At 36.3% G+C, this 19,014-nt stretch carries 14 protein-coding genes and 2 pseudogenes; 15 read left to right on the top strand and 1 reads right to left on the bottom strand.

Annotation, left to right across the window (positions count from 1 at the left end; genetic code table 11):
• Positions 1–202: 202 nt before the first annotated feature.
• The 9 genes and pseudogenes from Q5Y73_RS16875 to yqeK form a co-directional block, all read left to right on the top strand.
• Positions 203–1,933: pseudogene (locus Q5Y73_RS16875) on the top strand (glycoside hydrolase family 9 protein); the annotation flags it as partial.
• Positions 1,934–2,254: 321 nt separating this feature from the next.
• Positions 2,255–4,723, top strand: a pseudogene (locus tag Q5Y73_RS16870) (glycoside hydrolase family 48 protein); the annotation flags it as partial.
• A gap of 141 nt (positions 4,724–4,864) precedes the next feature.
• Positions 4,865–6,715: a cellulose binding domain-containing protein gene (locus tag Q5Y73_RS24900; protein ID WP_371320226.1), complete on the top strand. Its 1,851-nt coding sequence runs from the start codon at positions 4,865–4,867 to the stop codon at positions 6,713–6,715.
• Between the two features lie 127 nt (positions 6,716–6,842).
• Positions 6,843–10,580 carry a cellulose binding domain-containing protein gene (locus Q5Y73_RS16860; protein ID WP_305993092.1) on the top strand — a complete coding sequence of 1,246 codons (3,738 nt, stop codon included), beginning with the start codon at positions 6,843–6,845 and terminating at the stop codon, positions 10,578–10,580.
• Between the two features lie 305 nt (positions 10,581–10,885).
• Complete coding sequence (locus Q5Y73_RS16855) at positions 10,886–12,007, top strand: amidohydrolase family protein (protein ID WP_305993091.1); 1,122 nt, start codon at positions 10,886–10,888, stop codon at positions 12,005–12,007.
• A 195-nt stretch (positions 12,008–12,202) separates the two neighbouring features.
• Complete coding sequence (locus Q5Y73_RS16850) at positions 12,203–12,661, top strand: GNAT family N-acetyltransferase (RefSeq protein WP_305993090.1); 459 nt, start codon at positions 12,203–12,205, stop codon at positions 12,659–12,661.
• On the top strand, positions 12,658–13,530 hold the full coding sequence (locus tag Q5Y73_RS16845) for a phosphotransferase (RefSeq protein WP_305993089.1): 873 nt from the start codon (positions 12,658–12,660) through the stop codon (positions 13,528–13,530). The genes Q5Y73_RS16850 and Q5Y73_RS16845 overlap by 4 nt, the downstream gene beginning before the upstream one ends.
• A gap of 150 nt (positions 13,531–13,680) precedes the next feature.
• Positions 13,681–13,926, top strand: coding sequence for a DUF2164 domain-containing protein (locus tag Q5Y73_RS16840; protein ID WP_305993088.1), 246 nt, complete (start codon positions 13,681–13,683; stop codon positions 13,924–13,926).
• A gap of 15 nt (positions 13,927–13,941) precedes the next feature.
• Positions 13,942–14,556 (top strand): bis(5'-nucleosyl)-tetraphosphatase (symmetrical) YqeK, encoded by a 615-nt coding sequence (yqeK, locus tag Q5Y73_RS16835; RefSeq protein WP_305993087.1) that lies wholly within the window; start codon positions 13,942–13,944, stop codon positions 14,554–14,556.
• Here the strand turns inward: yqeK and Q5Y73_RS16830 are convergent.
• Positions 14,553–14,702: a hypothetical protein gene (locus Q5Y73_RS16830; RefSeq protein ID WP_305993086.1), complete on the bottom strand. Its 150-nt coding sequence runs from the start codon at positions 14,700–14,702 to the stop codon at positions 14,553–14,555. The genes yqeK and Q5Y73_RS16830 overlap by 4 nt on opposite strands.
• Before the next feature lie 144 nt (positions 14,703–14,846).
• On the opposite strand from Q5Y73_RS16830, the gene Q5Y73_RS16825 reads away from it, so the two are divergent.
• The 6 genes from Q5Y73_RS16825 to Q5Y73_RS16800 all read left to right on the top strand — a co-directional run bounded on the left by Q5Y73_RS16825 (position 14,847) and on the right by Q5Y73_RS16800 (position 18,868).
• Positions 14,847–15,179, top strand: a complete 333-nt coding sequence (locus tag Q5Y73_RS16825) for a helix-turn-helix domain-containing protein (protein ID WP_305993085.1) — start codon at positions 14,847–14,849, stop codon at positions 15,177–15,179.
• Positions 15,180–15,336: 157 nt separating this feature from the next.
• A complete protein-coding gene (locus tag Q5Y73_RS16820) occupies positions 15,337–16,278 on the top strand; it encodes a hypothetical protein (protein WP_305993084.1) in 942 nt (313 codons plus the stop codon).
• A gap of 26 nt (positions 16,279–16,304) precedes the next feature.
• Positions 16,305–16,943: a pyridoxamine 5'-phosphate oxidase family protein gene (locus Q5Y73_RS16815; RefSeq protein WP_305993083.1), complete on the top strand. Its 639-nt coding sequence runs from the start codon at positions 16,305–16,307 to the stop codon at positions 16,941–16,943.
• 54 nt (positions 16,944–16,997) lie between these two features.
• A complete protein-coding gene (locus Q5Y73_RS16810) occupies positions 16,998–17,567 on the top strand; it encodes a GNAT family N-acetyltransferase (RefSeq protein WP_305993082.1) in 570 nt (189 codons plus the stop codon).
• A gap of 4 nt (positions 17,568–17,571) precedes the next feature.
• The gene (locus Q5Y73_RS16805) at positions 17,572–18,327 is read left to right on the top strand and encodes a class I SAM-dependent methyltransferase (RefSeq protein WP_305993081.1); all 756 of its coding nucleotides are present in this window, start codon (positions 17,572–17,574) and stop codon (positions 18,325–18,327) included.
• A gap of 22 nt (positions 18,328–18,349) precedes the next feature.
• Positions 18,350–18,868 carry a GNAT family N-acetyltransferase gene (locus Q5Y73_RS16800; RefSeq protein WP_305993080.1) on the top strand — a complete coding sequence of 173 codons (519 nt, stop codon included), beginning with the start codon at positions 18,350–18,352 and terminating at the stop codon, positions 18,866–18,868.
• Positions 18,869–19,014: the final 146 nt, after the last annotated feature.

The raw sequence follows: 19,014 nt of genomic DNA, 5'->3' as shown, positions 1-19,014 counted from the left end.
TTGAGCATCCATAATATCCTTTGGATTGAAAGCAATATAAAACAGCCATTAAATTTAAGTTTTAAATATTGTTTGAGAAGGGAGGTTTCCTGTGAAAGGAACATAGAATTTAAACAATCTCTTGTAATCATATATTATTTTTTGAAGATTAATTTAGGATATCAATCAAATCCCTTTATGTTCTTAATAACAGGAATGGAATATGGGAAAAAAATTATTTATTATTTTCATAGCGATTATTCTTGTATTGTCTTCTTATAACTTGCCGCTTTCATATGCAGATTTTGATACTGGAAATGTACGTGTGAATCAGATTGGTTATTTACAAAATGTGGATAAGGTTGCAACAGTAATTAATAGCTCCACATCATCCCTCAATTGGGAGTTAAGAGAACTAGGCACTGGAAATACAATGGCAAATGGATTTACTACTGTATATGGAAATGATCAAGCTTCTGGTGATTTTGTTCATCATGCTGATTTTTCTTCGGTAACAACTTCAGGAAATTATACATTGTGGGTAGAAGGGGTTGGGGAGAGCGTCACTTTTAAAATTGGAACAGATTTATATCCTAATCTTGCAAAAGAAGCAATGGAGTATTTTTATTTTCATAGAATGGGTACGGATATTGAGGCTCAATATTTGACAAATCCAGTCTTTGCACATCCTGCATTACATCCTGGGGACAACAATATTAGTTGTTTTAATAATTGGTGTAATGGAGATGTGTTAAATGTTCAAAAATCATGGGCGGATGCTGGTGATTTTGGCATTTACTCTGTGAATCAAGCGATATCCGCTTGGACTTTATTAAACTTATTAGAACGTTATCCCTCTGTTTTTCCAGATGGATCATTAAATATCCCTGAGAACGGAAATGGCATTCCAGATATCTTAGATGAAGTTAATTTTGGTTCAACTTTTATGAAAGGCATGTTGCCAGCTTCAGGCGGATTAGCTTCTCATAAAGTTCACAATGACAATTGGAGTGCATTCCCATTAACGAATATAGCTGGGGAAAATGGAGAAGCAAGGTTTGCACAGCCTCCCTCTACGAATGCTACCTATGCAGTTGCTCGAAACCTAGCACACTTATCTAGACTTCTTCATATTTATGACCCTGTTTATGCTTCAGAATTGTGGAGTACGGCAGAGGAAGCATGGATAAGAGCAGAAGCAAACCAGAATGTGGATTACACAGAAAGTACAGGGGATGCTGTAGGTGGAGGTGATTATCCGGATACGAAAAACAGTGATGATCAATATGCAGCAGCAGTGGAGTTATATTTAACTGCATATGCATTAGGGGATAGTGATGAGCAGACCTATCAATCTGCTGTACAGAATTCTCAGCACTATAAAGAAATAAGTCATTTTGATTGGCAAGAGGTTACAGGGGCAGGTACATTATCGTTACTAAGTGCCAACCATGATTTGCCAGCACAAGATACTACAGAGATGGAACATAATCTATTAACACATGTAAATAACAACTACTTAAATGTAATAAATACAGAAGGTTATCCAGTTCCTTTGTCTGGCAGTGAAACTTATCCGTGGGGTTCCAACTCATTTATTGTAAATAGTATGATTTTTATGGCTGTTGCTTATGATGTTAGCGGAGATATTGATTATTTAAAAGGCATTCACAAAGCAATGGATTATCTGATGGGCAACAATGCGATGAAGATTTCTTATATTACTGGTTACGGTGAATTTTTTGAAACAGATACCCATGATCGTTGGGCTTGGGGGAAATATCAAGGAGGTACTCCATATCCTAAAGGTTGGTTGTCAGGAGGTCCTAACAATGATAATTCAAATGATCCCGCAACACCACAAGGACTTCCTGCTGCGAAATCGTATGCAGATAAGGATACAGCTCCTAGTGCATGGGCATCAAAAGAAAATACGATTAATTGGAATGCACCGCTTGTATGGATTTCTCAATATATACATGATACACAAGATGATTTAAGTGAACCTGATATTCCAACAGAACCAAATAGACCAACTTCATTAAGTGTATCGATAGGGAATGGAGAAGTCACGTTGAACTGGAATAGTGTGTCTGAAGCAGATCTTTATTTTGTAAAACGAGCAGCGGTTTCAGGTGGACCATATCAAACCATCGCGGATAATGTAACTGCTACTACTTATACTGATTCTGGTTTAACGAATGGAACAACGTATTATTATGTAGTAAGTGCTTTAAATGAAGTAGGAGAGTCGAATAACTCAACTCAAGTTCTAGCTACACCGAAAGAGCCTGGAAATATGTCTCAAAATAAAGCACGATTTTTAACGATGTATGATCAAATTAAGGATCCGAATAATGGTTACTTCTCACCAGAGGGAATTCCATATCATTCAATACAAACGTTGTTAAGTGAAGCACCAGATTATGGGCATATGACAACCTCTGAAGCATACAGCTATTGGTTGTGGTTGGAAACGTTATACGGTTATTTTACAGGAGATTGGATTCCGTTAGAGAGTGCTTGGGATAATTTAGAAACGTATATATTACCAATTAATGAAGGAGATGGTGTAGAGGAACAGCCAACAATGAGTTACTATAACCCGTCTAATCCTGCTACTTATGCACCTGAACATCCTTATCCAGATCTGTACCCTAGTTCATTAGGAAATTCTCTTCAGACTGGAGCTGATCCATTGGATGCGGAATTGACTGCAACTTATGGGGACAATGAAACATATTTGATGCATTGGATATTGGATGTAGACGATTGGTATGGTTACGGCAACACATTGAATCCTTCGCGTACTGCAACTTATGTAAATACATTCCAAAGAGGTGAGCAAGAATCCGTTTGGGAAGCTGTTACCCATCCTTCACAAGATGATTTTTCATTTGGTAAACCAGGTGAAGGTTTTGTTTCTTTATTTGTAGATGATGGTGCTGCCCCTTCTCCACAGTGGAGGTATACAGCAGCTACAGATGCAGATGCTCGTGCAGTTCAAGTTATGTATTGGGCTAAAGAAATGGGATATAATAATCCAACCTATTTAGATAAAGCGAAAAAGATGGGTGACTATTTGCGTTATGGTATGTATGATAAATACTTTCAAGAAATTGGAAGTGCTGCAGATGGAACGCCAAGTTCAGGTACAGGTAAAGATGCAAGTCACTATTTGATGTCATGGTACACTTCATGGGGCGGTGGTCTTGGTGAGATGGGATCAGGCAACTGGGCATGGAGAATAGGCTCAAGCCATGCACATCAAGCTTACCAAAATACCGTTGCAGCTTATGCACTCTCTGAAGGTGGTTTAATTCCTGAATCAGCAACAGCTCAGGAAGATTGGGAATTATCTTTAACACGTCAATTGGAGTTTTATACTTGGTTAATGACTGCGGAAGGCGGCATAGGTGGAGGAGCTACGAATAGTGTGGGTGGAGATTACTCAAGCTATCCAGCTGGAGTGAGTACTTTTTATAATTTAGCATACGATGAAGATCCGGTTTATCATGATCCACCTTCGAATACTTGGTTTGGTTTCCAAACTTGGCCGCTTGAGCGGGTTGCAGAATATTACTATATATTAGCTGAAAGTGGAGATACGAGTTCAGCCAATTTCCAAATGGCAAAAGAAGTGATTGATAAATGGATTGACTGGTCTATTGATTATACTTTTGTAAATGAAAAACCTATGACAGATGATGATGGTTACTTTCTTGACAGTAATGGGAATCCGATTTTAGGAGGATTAAATCCTGACATAGCGACTACTTCTGATCCAGGTCAGTTTTATATTTTAGGTGGTCAAGAATGGAGTGGTCAACCAGATACATGGAAAGGATATGAGAACTTTACTGGAAATCCTGATTATCATGCTATTGCTAAAGGTGCTAGTCAAGATGTAGGGGTTTTAGGAAATTACATTAAAGCGTTGACTTTTTATGCAGCAGGTACAAAAGCACAATATGGAGATTATCCGGCACTTGGAAATCAAGCAAAGGAAATGGCAGAGCAATTATTAAATACAGCATGGAATTTTAATGATGGTGTAGGAATCGCTATACCAGAGGAAAGAGCAGATTACTATCGCTTTTTTGAGAAAGAAATTTATTTCCCTGATGGATGGGATGGGATGTTTGGTCAAGGAAATGCAATACCTGGAACAGACGGTGTTCCTTCAGATCCGAGTAAGGGCGGAGATGGTGTATATATTAGTTATCATGAGCTTCGCCCAGAAATTAAAAACGATCCGAGTTGGACTTATTTAGAAAACTTATACAACACATCTTGGAATCCAGCTACCGAAACATGGGAAAATGGGAAACCTACATTTACTTATCATCGATTTTGGTCTCAGGTGGATATGGCAACGGCTTATGCGGAGTTTGATCGTTTAATTGGGGATACGACACCAACTGTACCGAATGCTCCAACGGGAGTTTCAGCGGTAGCAGATGAAAGTGAAGTGATTTTAAGCTGGAACAGCGTCTTTAATGCGAATAGCTACAATATTAAACGTGCTATTGACTCTGGTGGTCCTTATTCAACCATAGCTAATAATGTAACAGGCAACAGCTTTGCAGATACATCTGTTACAAATGGAACAACCTATTATTATGTGGTCAGTGCGGTAAACGACATAGGAGAGTCAGCCAATTCCAGTGAAGTTTCAGCCATACCGAATCCACTTCCAGCTCCAGGAAACTTTACTTTGAGTGCAGAAGCAGGGAATGCAAATATCGATCTAAGCTGGACAGTATCCTCTGATGCAACAGCTTATGATGTGAAGCGTGCAGAAACGGAGAGTGGTCCGTATATAGCAATAGTTACAGGATTAACAGGCAATAGTTATCTTGATACAGATACTGTGAATGGCACGATGTATTATTATGTAATCACGGCAAACAACGGTGCGGGTAGTACAGATTCTAATACAATCACAGCGACACCACAGCTTCCACTTCCAGATTCCTTCACCTTAAATGCACAGGCTGGCGATGGATCAGTAAATCTAACTTGGTCTGATTCTACCTTCGCAGATTCGTATTCCATTGCACGTTCTGCTTCCAGTAATGGAGATTACATTGAGCTTGCAACAGGATTAACAGTGACAAACTACAATGATACAGGTTTATCCAACGGTACTACTTACTATTATGTAGTTACAGCTGAAAATGGCACTGGCACAACAGACTCTAACTCGGTGAGTGCAACCCCTCAATTGCCAAGTGACCTAAAACTTCTATATAAAGCAGAGGATACAAATCCGACAGATAATCAATTCAAACCACGATTCAATATTGTCAACACAGGAAATAACGCTGTACCATTAAGCGAGCTGACGATTCGTTATTATTATACTGCGGATGGAAGCCAGTCCTTTGAGTTCCATTGTGATTATGCGGTCATTGGCTGTGGTAATCTAAGTGGTACTCATGTACAAATGAATACGCCTGTAGATGAAGCAGATCATTATTTAGAAATTAGTTTCCCTGCAGGGGCAGGCAGTTTACCTTCTGGGGGGCAAAGTGGAGATATTCAAGTACGGAACAACAAAGTAGATTGGAGCAACTTAAACGAAACAAATGATTATTCCTTTAATGGCAACTTCATCGACTTTACAGAGTGGAATCAAGTTACTTTATATCAGAATGGTGTTCTAATTTCAGGAAATGAACCGGATGGATCGGGCGGTGGTGATCCAATATCGCCAGAAGCACCAACAGGAGTTGTGGCGAGTGGAGGAGATGAAAAGATAAGCTTAAGCTGGAATCCAGTAAGTGGAGCGGACAGTTATAACGTGAAACGATCCACAACTGAAGGAGGAGTGTATGCAACCATCGCGAGTGGATTGATCTCTGCAAATTACACAGATACGGGTGTCACAAATGATACAACGTATTATTATGTGATCAGTGCAGAAAATGAAGTAGGCGAAGGTAGCGATTCAGCCGAAGTGAGTGCGATTCCGCAAAGTGGAGTCACTGTACCAGCAGCACCGACGGGAGTGACAGCCAGTGCAGACGATTCGGAGGTAAGCATTAGCTGGAGTACAGTAAGTGGAGCGGACAGTTATAACGTGAAACGATCCACAATTGAAGGAGGAGTATATACAATCATCTCAAGTGGATTGACTAGTACAACATACACAGATATAGGTGTTACAAATGGCACGACTTATTATTATGTGATTAGTGCAGAAAATGAAGCAGGAGAAGGCAGTGAATCAGCCGAAGTGAGTGCTACTCCGCAAACTAGTGGGGGAGGAACCCTTAGCGATCTTGTTTTACAGTATAGATCGGGGGACATCAATGCGACAGACAACCAATTTAAACCCCATTTTAATATAGTGAACAATGGATCTGAGGACATTGCTTTAAGTGATCTCACGATTCGTTATTATTACACGTTAGATGGGAATCAATCGGAACAATTCAACTGTGATTATGCCACTATTGGCTGTGAGAATGTGAATGGAACTCATTATCAAATGGCTTCTTCTACGGCAGAAGCAGATCATTATATGGAAATCACCTTTACGGCAGGAGCAGGTACCATTTCAGCAGGAGAACAAAGCGGTGAAATCCAGACTAGAACGAATAAAGCAGACTGGAGCAATTATGATGAAACCAATGACTACTCCTTTGATGCTTCGATTACGTCCTTTACCGATTGGGATGATGTGACCTTGTATTATAATGGTCAGCTTGTTTGGGGGATTGAACCTTAACCTTAAATAGAAATTTGGTGGTAGGCACTCAGTGTGTCTGAGTGCCTACCAAATAAAAATGAAGCATCATAGAGTATGCACATAATAAAATAAATGGTCTTAAATATAAAATGAGGAAGTGAAAATGATGAGTTATAAAAATTTGTACCGTAAAAATATTTTACTCATACTTTCAATCATATTAATATTAAGTTTATTTATTGGTGTCCTTCCTAAATCTATTTCAATAGTTTATGGTGAAACACATGTAGATAATCCATTTGAAGGTGCCACCTCTTATGTGAATCCTGATTATGCTAATTTAATAGATTCTTCTATAGCTCTTGTTAATGACAGTGAATTAGCAGCTAGAATGGAAACGATAAAATCCTACCCTACTGCCGTTTGGCTTGATCGCATTGCTGCTATTCATGGTGGAGATCAGAACAGTGGACGTAAGAGTTTAGCTGATCATTTGGATGATGCACTTGCACAAAAGCAAGACAACACCCCAATTACAGCTACGATTGTCATTTATGATCTGCCAGGTCGAGATTGCGCTGCTTTAGCTTCCAATGGTGAGCTTCCATTATCAGAAGAAGGACTTCAGAGATATAAAACAGAATACATTGATCCTATTGTATCCGTTTTTTCGGACCCTAAGTATCAAGATATTCGAATTGTAACGGTCATTGAGCCAGATGGACTACCTAATCTAGTAACTAACCTAAGTGACCCAGAGTGTGCTGAAGCAAACTCTAGTGGTATTCAAGTAGAGGCAACTCAGTATGCACTTGATCAACTTCATTCTATAGATAATGTTTACATTTATATGGATATTGCTCATTCAGGTTGGTTAGGATGGGACAACAATTTACAAGGAGTAGTTAGTTTGTATACTGATGTTGTTCAAGGAACAACGGATGGATTACAAACGATCGATGGATTTATTACAAACACCTCTAACTATACTCCACTTGAAGAGCCATATTTAACCGATCCAGATTTGACTGTCGGAGGGCAACCTTTGAAATCCTCAAATTATTACGAATGGAACCCTAATTTTGATGAAATCGACTTTACAGCAGCATTATACAACGCATTCGTAGCGAACGGATTTCCAGAGGATATTGGTTTTCTTATTGATACATCCCGTAATGGTTGGGGAGGAGAGAATCGACCAACTGAAGCTAGTGGAGATACAGTGAATAGTTATGTTGATTCAGGACGTATTGATCTTCGAGATCATCGCGGTTTGTGGTGTAACGTTAATGGTGCTGGAATGGGATTACCGCCACAAGTGGCGTCTGGAGAATTTGAAAACACGCATCTAGATGCCTTTGTATGGGTGAAACCTCCAGGAGAATCAGACGGTGCTAGTGAGTTTATTGATAATGATGAAGGAAAAAATCCTGACCCAAACTGTGATCCAGAATATACTGATGGTGCCAATGCAGGGGTACCTACAGGAGCTATGCCTGATGCACCGTTAGCAGGTCACTGGTTCCACGAGCAGTTCGTCATGTTAGTGGAAAATGCTTATCCTTCTATTCTTCCTGCTGATAATACTGCTCCTAGTGCTCCTAATGGATTGAGTGCGATTTCTGATGATGGTACTGTAACTCTAAGTTGGAGCAACGTGATCAGTGCAGACACTTATAATGTGAAACGATCAAGCGACTCTGGAGGACCTTATACGGTCATAGATACAGGTCTAACATCCTTAAGTTATACAGATAGCGGATTAACGAATGGAACAACATATTATTATGTGGTAAGTGCGGTAAACGACATTGGGGAGTCAGTCAATTCCAGTGAAGCTTCCGCCATACCAAATCCACCTCCGGCTCCAGGAAACTTTACTTTGAGTGCAGAAGCGGGAAATGCAAATGTTGATCTAAGCTGGACAGTATCCCTTGATGCAACAAATTATGATGTGAAGCGTGCATCTGTGGAGAGCGGTCCATATACAGCAATTGCTACAGGATTAACAGCCAACGGTTATATTGATACAGATACAGTGAATGGAACGACGTATTATTATGTAATCACTGCCAACAACAGTGCAGACAGTACAGATTCTAATACAGCCACAGCGACACCACAGCTTCCACTTCCAGGTGCCTTCACCTTAACTGCACAAGCTGGTGATGGTTCGGTAAACCTAACATGGTCTGATTCTACCTTCGCAGATACGTATTCCGTTGCACGTTCTACTTCCAGCAATGGAGATTACATGGAGCTTGCAGCAGGATTAACAGTGACAAACTACAACGATACGGGTTTATCTAATGGTACTATTTATTATTATTTGGTTACAGCTGAAAATGGCACGGGCACAACAGACTCTAATTTGGTGAATGAAACCCCTCAACTACCAAGTGATCTAAAACTTCAATATAAAGCAGCGGATACCAATGCGACAGACAATCAATTTAAACCTCACTTTAATATTCTTAACACAGGGAATAGTACTGTACCATTAAGCGAGTTGACGATTCGATATTATTACACTGCAGACGGAAGCCAGTCCTTTGAATTTCATTGTGATTATGCGGTCATAGGCTGCGGCAATGTAAGCGGAAGTCATGTCCAGATGGGTAATCCAGTTGATGGGGCAGATTATTATTTAGAAATTAGCTTCACAGCAGGAGCAGGCAGCTTGTCTGCTGGGGGGCAAAGTGGAGAAATTCAAGCAAGGAGCAACAAAGCAGATTGGAGCAACATAAATGAATCGAATGATTACTCCTTTAATGGCAACTTAATCGACTTTACGGAGTGGAATCAGGTTACTTTATATCAGAATGGTGTGCTGATTTCAGGAGTAGAACCCGGTGGATCAAGCGGTGGTGGAGATCCTATACCTCCAGCAGCACCAACAGGAGTTGCGACAAGTGGAGGAGATGAAGAGATAAGCTTAAGCTGGAATCCAGTAAGTGGAGCGGATAGTTATAGCGTGAAACGATCCACAAGTGCAGGGGGTGTGTACACAACGGTAGCGACAGGGTTGACATCAACAAGTTACACAGATACGGATGTTATAAATGGAACAACGTATTATTATGTGGTCAGTGCAGAAAATGAAGCAGGCGAAGGTAGTGATTCGGCCGAAGTGAGTGCGATTCCGCAAAGTGAAGTTACTGTACCGACCGCGCCAACAGGAGTCACGGTGAGTGCAGGAGATGGAGAGGTAAGCTTAAGCTGGAATTCGGTAAGTGGAGCAGGTAGCTATAACGTGAAACGATCCACAAGTTCGGGAGGAGCATATACAGCCATTGAGAGCGGCTTGACGGCTACAAATTACACAGATACAAATGTCACGAATGATACAACCTATTATTATGTAATCAGTGCAGAAAATGAAGTAGGTGAAAGTAGCAATTCAACTGAAGTGAATGCGACTCCGCAATCTAGTGGAGGAGGAAACCAAAGCGACCTTGTTTTACAGTATAGAACAGGGGACACAAATGATACGGATAACCAATTTAAACCACATTTTAATATTGTAAACATTGGAACTGAGGACATTGCTCTAAGTGACCTCACGATACGTTATTATTACACGCTAGAGGGGAATCAGTCTGAACAATTTAATTGTGATTATGCAACGGTTGGCTGTGAGAATGTGAATGGAACCTATCATCAAATAGGTTCAGCCACATCTGAAGCAGATCATTATATGGAAATCAGCTTTACAGCAGGTGCAGGAAGCATTTCAGCAGGAGGACAAAGCGGTGAAGTTCAGACTAGAACGAATAAAGCAGACTGGAGCAATTATGACGAAACCAATGACTACTCCTTTGATGCTTCGATTACCTCCTTCAACGATTGGGATCATATGACCTTAAATTATAATGGTCAGCTGGTTTGGGGGATTGAACCTTAATCGGAAAATTTAAAGGAATATGAAAGAAAGATCTGCACCTCAATTGTTAGTGACAATCATCCTAATAATTGAAGGTGCAGTTTTTATATTTGGAGATCTCCAGTAATGATTTATTAAAAATAAAGGGGGAATTTTCATCTAAATATAATGAAATATATACAAAAAATATAAAGTAAACCTTATAGCATAAATAGTTGATCATGTTTAAAATTAAAGAGGGTGTATTAAATTTCCAATTGTCTTGTGGAGTTACGTTAGATGACAATTAGAAACTAAGGGGTGTCGCAAATATGGGTGGAAAGAAAATGAGTGTTTTTATCGCTTTGTTAACCATTGTTTTAATTTTAAGTGCATGTAATGAAGAATTGAAAACCGAACACGAACAAAAAGAACAATTAAAAGAAAAAGAAGATAATAAATTAAGGGTCATTACAGAAACTGTATATGACCCTGATTTGTCTTTAATAGAACTTATAAAAAATATAAGAGAAAATAGAAATGATAGTTTGCCACTTTATGAGATATATAAAGACCTTCCGGTCATTGATGTTCATAATCATGATGCTCAATCAATATCTGTGAGCACTTGGGATACATATGGTTTAGATCGAATTGTATTGTTTGGGAATATATCTGAACCAGCGGCGATTAGTACAGATAACAAATCATGGACCCAATATAAAAACATGCCTGATCGTATTATTCCTTCTTTTGCAGGCGTTCCTATTTATGAAGAAGAAAAGGGTTTGGAGATCGTAAAAGAAAATCTGGAAAAAGGTTATTTGAATATTGGTGAACTTATGGTTGCTTCAACATACTCACCAGCCAGTAACGTAAAATGGAAATCTGAACATCCGTATGATGGGAATCTTCCAGAAATCTATCAGTTAGCTGCACAGTATAAAACACCTATTCTTCTTCACATAGATCCGCCAAATGGTACTCCAATGTTTCAGTTTGAAAAAGCATTAACAAACCACCCTGAAACCATTTTTGTTTTCGCCCACGGTAATGTCTATACTTCTCCCATTCAATTGGAGTCGCTTATGAAAAAATACGATAATTTATATATTGATTTTTTTGCAGGTTTTACAGCATATAATTCAAATAGTGGGTATAAATTGATAGACTTCGTACCTTTAATTGAAAAATTTTCTGAGAGATTTTTTGTTTCAACTGATTCAGGGTCTGAGGTAGGTTATGAAGCTGCCGCACTGTCAATATATGAATTAGTTGATCTGCTTACACCAGAAACAGCAGCAAAAGTAACCTATCTAAATTATGATAGAATCATAGAACTGCAACCTCCTACTTCCTATCAAATCAAAAGAATTGAAGAATTAACTACAAAATTAGGAATAGATGGTGACTATAAATTAAATAAAAGAAAAGCGAATGAGTTCATTTTTGAATTAGAGAAAAAGTAATGATATAGATCGTATAAATAGTACATACATTTTTTAATCTTGTTATATTCTTATTCACTTTAATCAAATGAACATGATTACTAACATGTCCTTATCAAATGATAAGTAGCTTTTAAAATAAAAAATATATAGTTATAATTAAAGCTACGATGATAGCGTTGACAAAAGTTGAATTTGAAAAGGATGTGCAGGCCGATGATTAAAAAAGTTGAATTTAACGATTTAAAAGAAATTCTTCAATTACAAAAACTTGCGTATCAAAGTGAAGCATTTTTATATAATGATTTTACAATTCCACCACTAATGGAAACGATTGAAGAAATAACACAACAATATAACAGACATACCATTTTCAAAGCTGAACAAAATGGCAAGATCATAGGATCCATCCGCGGCTATAAAATAGATAATACAGGTTATATCGGTAGAATTATTGTTCAACCAGATCATCAAAATCAAGGGATAGGAACTAGGTTAATACAAGAAATAGAACAACATTTTAAAACTTGTAATCGATTTGAATTATTTACTGGTCATAAAAGTTTCAAAAACATTTATCTATATGAAAAACTAGGATATAAAAAGTGTAAAGTAATAGAAGAACATGAACGATTGCATTTAGTATTTTTGGAAAAATTAATGGGGGATCTATGAAGCAGACCTTAAATAAAATCATAAAGAAAATGAATCTAAAAGTATTGCAGATCGATAGTGTACCGGAATCTTATAGTTCAATTGTATCAAAGTTACTGTTAACTAAAGGAGAAAAAGTGATTTTAAAAATCTCTCATAATAAAAGAAAATATCATCGAGAAATGAATACATTAAAATTACTAAAAGGAACATTAAATGTTCCGCATCTTCTTGATACTTTTGAAGACGAAGAATATGTTATGTTATTGTCTTATATCGATGGCCTTCCTCCACAGGGAGCAATAAATCGAAAACTCGCTTTTGAATTTGGTGAAAATTTAGCAAAAATCCACTCTGTGAGTTTGGACTATTATGGAGATATAAATCAAACAAATACAGAGGATAATAAAAAAGTCTTATGGGCTGATGTGATCAATGAACATTTTACCCTCTGGATAGAGGACACAGAAAGTTATCTTGATCGAAAATTACATAATAAATGTGTAAAATTTATCAATGAAAAAATGAAGCTGCTGACCAAAAATGTAAATCCTGTTGTTTGTCACTATGATTTTAGACCTGGAAATATATTAGTGCAGGATGATCATGTTGTAGGTGTAATAGATTTTGAATCTTCTAGAGGCGGACAGGCAGAGGTTGATTTTACTCAAATGAAAAAATACGTATGGGAGAGGTATGAGGGCACTGAGGAGAGCTTTTTAAGCGGATATAAGTCGGTGAGAAGTTTACCTGACTTGGAAAACTTGTTGCCTTTCTATGAATTTTATAATGCTTTTGGAAGTATTGCCTGGGCTATAAGAAGGGGATATTTCAACAGTCCTGAAATGGTGACGGAAAATGTAAATAAACTGAACAGCATGTTTAAGTGAAAACATAGAGTGAGCTATGCTACGATCTTATAAAGCAAGATTCTCTTTATTAAATACTGCTTTGCTTCAATTGCGAACTAAGTAAAGTATAGCGAAGACTATATAAGTGAAAAATGATATTGAATAAAATTAACATTTAGGAGTGAAAACATGAAACCAACTAAATTACCGAGGGAACAAAAGGATCAAATGATCTCCATGATACAGCATTACTTTGAAATAGAAAGGTCAGAAGAGATTGGTAATCTAGCAGCTGAAAACTTTCTGGATTTTATACTGAAAGAAATAGGACCATATCTATATAATCAGGGAATTAGTGATGCAAGAACTTTAATTAATGAAAAAATGATTCATATAGAAGATGATTTGTATGCTTTAGAAAAACAATTGAAATAAGATAGGAGGTAGAGCATGAATTCTTATTTACTTAACAGAATGAAAACATTCAAACTAACTGGAAACCTCGAAAAAGATGTCGTTAATATTTTGGAAATTCATGATAAATCTAATATTGCAGAGCATACCATTAGAGTGGCATATGAATCAAAAAAATTAGCGCATCAATTTAAAGTGAACCCTGAAGAAGCTGAGATAGCAGGATTACTTCATGATATTAGCGGGATTTTTCCTAATCATGAACGAATACAAGTGGCTAAACATTTAAATATTGATATATTACCAGAGGAAGAAAAGTTTCCACTCATTATTCATCAGAAAATATCTAGTGTAATGGCAAAGGAGATTTTTGGAATTCATAATTTAAATATTTTAGATGCGGTTAGTTGCCATACTACACTACGTGCTGATGCTACATCTTTAGATAAAGTATTATTTGTAGCAGATAAAATCGAGTGGGATCAAAAAGGTACACCACCTTATATCGAACACCTTCAAAATCAACTACAACTATCGTTGGAACATGCAGCTTTTTCCTATATTCAATTTTTATGGGATCAACGAGCATCATTGAAGGTTGTTCATCCTTGGTTAGCAGATGCCTATTTTGAACTAAAAGAAGTGATTTAAGGTTCAATATCATGTTTTTTTGATTTTTTTTTCTTTTTTGCATCAAAAGGAGATCTCGTATTTTTAGTAGTGATTCTGATTTCAATAATAATGGCTAATATAAAAAATAATAAAGCAAAGATCCATAAATAAAATAAAAATTCCATAATTACTCCTTTATTGAAAAAAATTACTATATTTCTATTGTAAATTGAAATTTGTTCAAAATCAAGAGATAATTTGAATTATTTTCAACTTTATTTTGTAGTTAATGTAAATCCTTTATACTAAATGTCAGAGGTGATCTATCTATGACTTTTGGTATTAGATTGAAAAAAGCACGTAAAAATAAACAGCTGATTCAAAGTGAGGTAGCGAAAGCTTTGGGGATAGATTTTACAACAATCTCAAAATATGAGAACGATAAGTCTGAACCTGATCATCACATCTTGCAGAAATTAGCAGATCTTTATGAGGTTTCAATTGATTGGCTGCTGACAGGAGATACAAAAAGTAAAGGCAACTTGGAAAATAGAATCTATTTTAATGGTGAATATGTAAAATTAACTGATGATGAGGCAAAACATCTGAAAGATACTTTGGAAATGTACCGTTTATGGAAACAGAGTAAAGAGGAAAAGTAACTTTTTTCTTCCCTTATAATGTAATATTGAAATGAAACTTTTCAAGTTATGACACGTAAAATGATGAATATACTAAGAAGATTTTTGAATGTTGAACATCTAAAAATAGGCAACTATTTCCTTAGGTGTTTTTTTTATCCGATAGGAGGTATAACCAATGTATACGAATATTAATAAGCAAATTGATGAAACACAACAACGTCATAGAAAACATAAAAAACTGAAATTAAAATTAGATCAGCTTAGGCTTTCTTTACAGACGGAAAAAAGTAAATTAATTAGGTATAAAACAATATTAGATGACGAGGAGCAGGATGTTAATAAATTGGAGTCTTTTAGTTTAGGTGCTTTATTTTATACGATTGTAGGAACAAAAGAAAAAAAACTGCAAAAAGAAAAACAAGAATACTTAGCTGCAAAGCTGAAATATGATGAAGCGTATGAAACGGTATCAGACATATCGGAGGAAGTATTAGAGTTAGTTAAATTGGTAAAAGAATATCAAAGTTCAGACCAGGATTATGAGAAATTAATAAAAATGAAGAAAGAGATGATTCTGCAATCAAAAGATGAAAATACAGAGAAGCTTATTCAATTAAGAGAAGCTAGATCTGAATTGCAAGAGGATATAAGAGAGTTGAAGGAAGCCATTCAAGCTGGGAACAATGTTAAAAGTAACTTAAGAAATATGTCAGAAGCGCTTCATAGTGCAAAAAACTGGGGTACTTATGATATGTTAGGTGGAGGTTTAATTGCAACTGCAAGCAAACATTCTAAAATAGATCGAGCCAATCGTTATGCTCATCAAGTGCAAAGATCACTTCGTTTGTTTAAAAATGAGTTATTGGATGTGAAGGTTCATGGTAATTTCGACTTGCAGCTCAGTTCATTTGATACCTTTGCAGATTATTTTTTTGATGGTCTTATCTCAGATTGGATAGTACAATCTAAAATAAATAATTCTTTAAATAATGTAAGTGATATGAATAGAAAAATTGCTGGAATTACTCAGAAGTTAAATATTCAATCGGAATTAAAACAGAATGAACTAGATGCAATAAATAAATCTATTCTTCAATTTGTATCTGAAATGGAATAAATACAGAATAAGATAGGAAGTGAATTATGAATAATGTAAATGTTTTCAAACAGATTGTAACCTCAGAAAAAGAACTAAGAGAAATGCTGGGAGAGCCTAGTGAAAGAGCCATAAAAAAGGTGATCTCTAAGCTTGATTCACACTGTAGGAAATATTTGAAATTGTCCCCTTTTGCATTATTATCAACTTCAAATGCGAATGGTGCTTGTGATGTTTCTCCACGTGGAGATGCCCCTGGATTTGTACATATTATAGATGATAAACATATCGTTATTCCTGAACGTCAAGGGAACAAAAGAATAGATTCCATTATGAACATTGTATCCAATCCTCACGCTGGACTTATTTTTATCATCCCTGGTTTAAAGGAGACGTTGAGAATCAATGGGAAGGCTTATGTTATTAAAGATCAGGAAATAATGCAGCAATTGGCTGTAAATGATCGAGTTCCCCTGTTAGGTATTGGTATTGAAATTGAAGAATGTTTTGTTCATTGTGCAAAAGCATTGATTAGATCAAACTTATGGGAGCAGAATACTTGGACTGATAAAGAAAACCTACCTTCAATACCAAATATGATGGCAGCCCATGTGAATAACAGTGATACGACTCCTGAAGTTATAGAAAAGTCTCTTCAAGAGAGTTATACAAAAAGACTTTATTAAACTATAGTTGGGTAGATTGATTTGTGGATCGTTTGAATGAAAGGTGGTTTTAATTTGAATACTTTAAAAAATACATTTCTTGAAACAGAAAGGCTTATACTCAAAGTAATTGATGAATCCTATGTTGAGAAAGTTGTGGATTATTGGAATAAAAACAAACAGTTCTTGAATCCTTGGAGTCCATTAGTAGATGACGAATTTTTTACAGCGTATTTTCAGTCATCAAAACTGAAAGATGATATACAAAGAATGAAAGAAGGACTCATGTTTAAAGTTTGGATGATTAAAAAAGAAGATGAAAAAGAAGAGATCATAGGTTCCATTTCTTTAAATAATATTGTTCGAGGTGTGTTTCAATCATGTCATATAGGATATCAATTAAGTCATAATGAAACAAATCAAGGTTATATGACAGAAGCAGTGCAAAGAGTGATTGATTATGCTTTTTATGACTTAAAGCTTCACAGAATTGAAGCGAATATCATGCCGATAAATGGAGCTTCACTGAAAGTAGTAGAAAAGTTAGGTTTCGAATCAGAGGGACTAGCTAAAAAATATTTGAAGATCAATGGAAAATGGGAAGACCATATTCACATGGTCATATTGAATAAGGAGATGGAATGAGCTAATGGATAGTAAGAAAAGATTTTCAAATAGAGTAGAAAATTACGTGAAGTATCGTCCGAGTTATCCTAAAAAAGCATTAGATTTTTGTTATGAAGAGCTTGGGTTTAAGCAAGATTCTGTAATAGCAGATGTAGGTTCGGGAACAGGAATTTTTACAAAACTCTTACTTGAAAGAGAATCAAAGGTATTATCTGTTGAACCCAATCAAGAGATGCGAGAGGCAGCTGAGAAGTTGCTAGAAAGCTATGAAAATTATACTTCGATCAGCGGATCAGCAGAGAATACATCGCTACCTGATCATGCGGTTGATTTTATTGTTTCAGCTCAAGCCTTTCATTGGTTCGATTTGCAAAAAACGAAAAAAGAGTTCGAAAGAATACTAAAACCAGATGGAGAAGTCGTTTTAATTTGGAATAATCGTTTGACGGAAGAAAGTGATTTTTTAATTGAATATGATCGATTACTAAAGACGTATGCAAATGATTACAATGAAATTAATCATCAAAATATAGGGGAACAGGAATTTAGTACATTTTTTAATCATCAAGGATATAAAGTTTTTACATGTCCAAACTATCAATTGTTTAACTTTGAGCAGCTGAAGGGGAGACTGTTGTCCTCATCTTATTCACCAACACCAGGTGATCAAAATTATGAGATTATTATGGGGAAATTACAAGCACTGTTTGATTTGTATAACGAGAATGGAAAAGTCACTTTTCGATATAATACAGAAATTTATTATGGTGGAGTTTAGTTGATTTGAGGAGGATTGATGGATGAGCATTCAATTAAGAGAAGTTTCAAAAGAAAATTGGTATGATTGTACACAGTTGAATGTTTCTGAAGAACAGCTGAAAGTATTTTCTTTTCCCGTTGTATATTGGATTGCTGAATCAAAATATGATGATGATTTAGAATTGAGAGCTGTTTATTCGGATGATGAAATCGTAGGTTTTATCGTGTACTCATCTAAACCAGATCAAGAAAAAAGCTATTGGATCATGGCATTTATGATCGATGAGAAATATCAGGGAAAGGGTTATGGAAAGGTTGCCATGGAAAAACTAATAGAAATAATGCACACTAACTATAATTGTAAAAAGATAATGCTAGGGCATAGACCTAATAACTTTCTAGCGGCTTCATTTTATGAATCTTTAGGATTTAAGAAAAAAAGCGATGAATTGATAGATGGTGAAACCGTTCGGGTGTTGGTAATAAGCGATAACAAAAATATATGTGATTCAAATTACAGTTTACTGACTGCCCATCCTCACAATTTGGTGGAAAAATAAACTGTAAATGTTACTGAATAACAAAAAAACGGATGAATAGATATTCTTAGTATATCCTTCATCCGTTTTTGTATTCTAGATGAGTATTGCTTTCTAGATTGTTTGGCTAGAGCCCCGCAAAAGTAATAAGATTTCACTACATTGCC

Source organism: Chengkuizengella axinellae (assembly GCF_030730905.1).
GTDB lineage: Bacteria > Bacillota > Bacilli > Paenibacillales > KCTC-33759 > Chengkuizengella > Chengkuizengella axinellae.
Note: the sequence above shows the minus strand (reverse complement) of the source record. Positions and strands in the feature narration are given on the sequence as shown.

What these genes read in the sequence shown, in the direction of transcription:
- Q5Y73_RS24900 (WP_371320226.1), top strand. Translation starts at nt 4,865, where the DNA reads ATGTATTATTATGTAATCACGGCAAACAACGGTGCGGGTAGTACAGAT.
- Q5Y73_RS16860 (WP_305993092.1), top strand. Translation starts at nt 6,843, where the DNA reads ATGAGTTATAAAAATTTGTACCGTAAAAATATTTTACTCATACTTTCA.
- Q5Y73_RS16855 (WP_305993091.1), top strand. Translation starts at nt 10,886, where the DNA reads ATGAGTGTTTTTATCGCTTTGTTAACCATTGTTTTAATTTTAAGTGCA.
- Q5Y73_RS16850 (WP_305993090.1), top strand. Translation starts at nt 12,203, where the DNA reads ATGATTAAAAAAGTTGAATTTAACGATTTAAAAGAAATTCTTCAATTA.
- Q5Y73_RS16845 (WP_305993089.1), top strand. Translation starts at nt 12,658, where the DNA reads ATGAAGCAGACCTTAAATAAAATCATAAAGAAAATGAATCTAAAAGTA.
- Q5Y73_RS16840 (WP_305993088.1), top strand. Translation starts at nt 13,681, where the DNA reads ATGAAACCAACTAAATTACCGAGGGAACAAAAGGATCAAATGATCTCC.
- yqeK (WP_305993087.1), top strand. Translation starts at nt 13,942, where the DNA reads ATGAATTCTTATTTACTTAACAGAATGAAAACATTCAAACTAACTGGA.
- Q5Y73_RS16830 (WP_305993086.1), bottom strand. Translation starts at nt 14,702, where the DNA reads ATGGAATTTTTATTTTATTTATGGATCTTTGCTTTATTATTTTTTATA.
- Q5Y73_RS16825 (WP_305993085.1), top strand. Translation starts at nt 14,847, where the DNA reads ATGACTTTTGGTATTAGATTGAAAAAAGCACGTAAAAATAAACAGCTG.
- Q5Y73_RS16820 (WP_305993084.1), top strand. Translation starts at nt 15,337, where the DNA reads ATGTATACGAATATTAATAAGCAAATTGATGAAACACAACAACGTCAT.
- Q5Y73_RS16815 (WP_305993083.1), top strand. Translation starts at nt 16,305, where the DNA reads ATGAATAATGTAAATGTTTTCAAACAGATTGTAACCTCAGAAAAAGAA.
- Q5Y73_RS16805 (WP_305993081.1), top strand. Translation starts at nt 17,572, where the DNA reads ATGGATAGTAAGAAAAGATTTTCAAATAGAGTAGAAAATTACGTGAAG.
- Q5Y73_RS16800 (WP_305993080.1), top strand. Translation starts at nt 18,350, where the DNA reads ATGAGCATTCAATTAAGAGAAGTTTCAAAAGAAAATTGGTATGATTGT.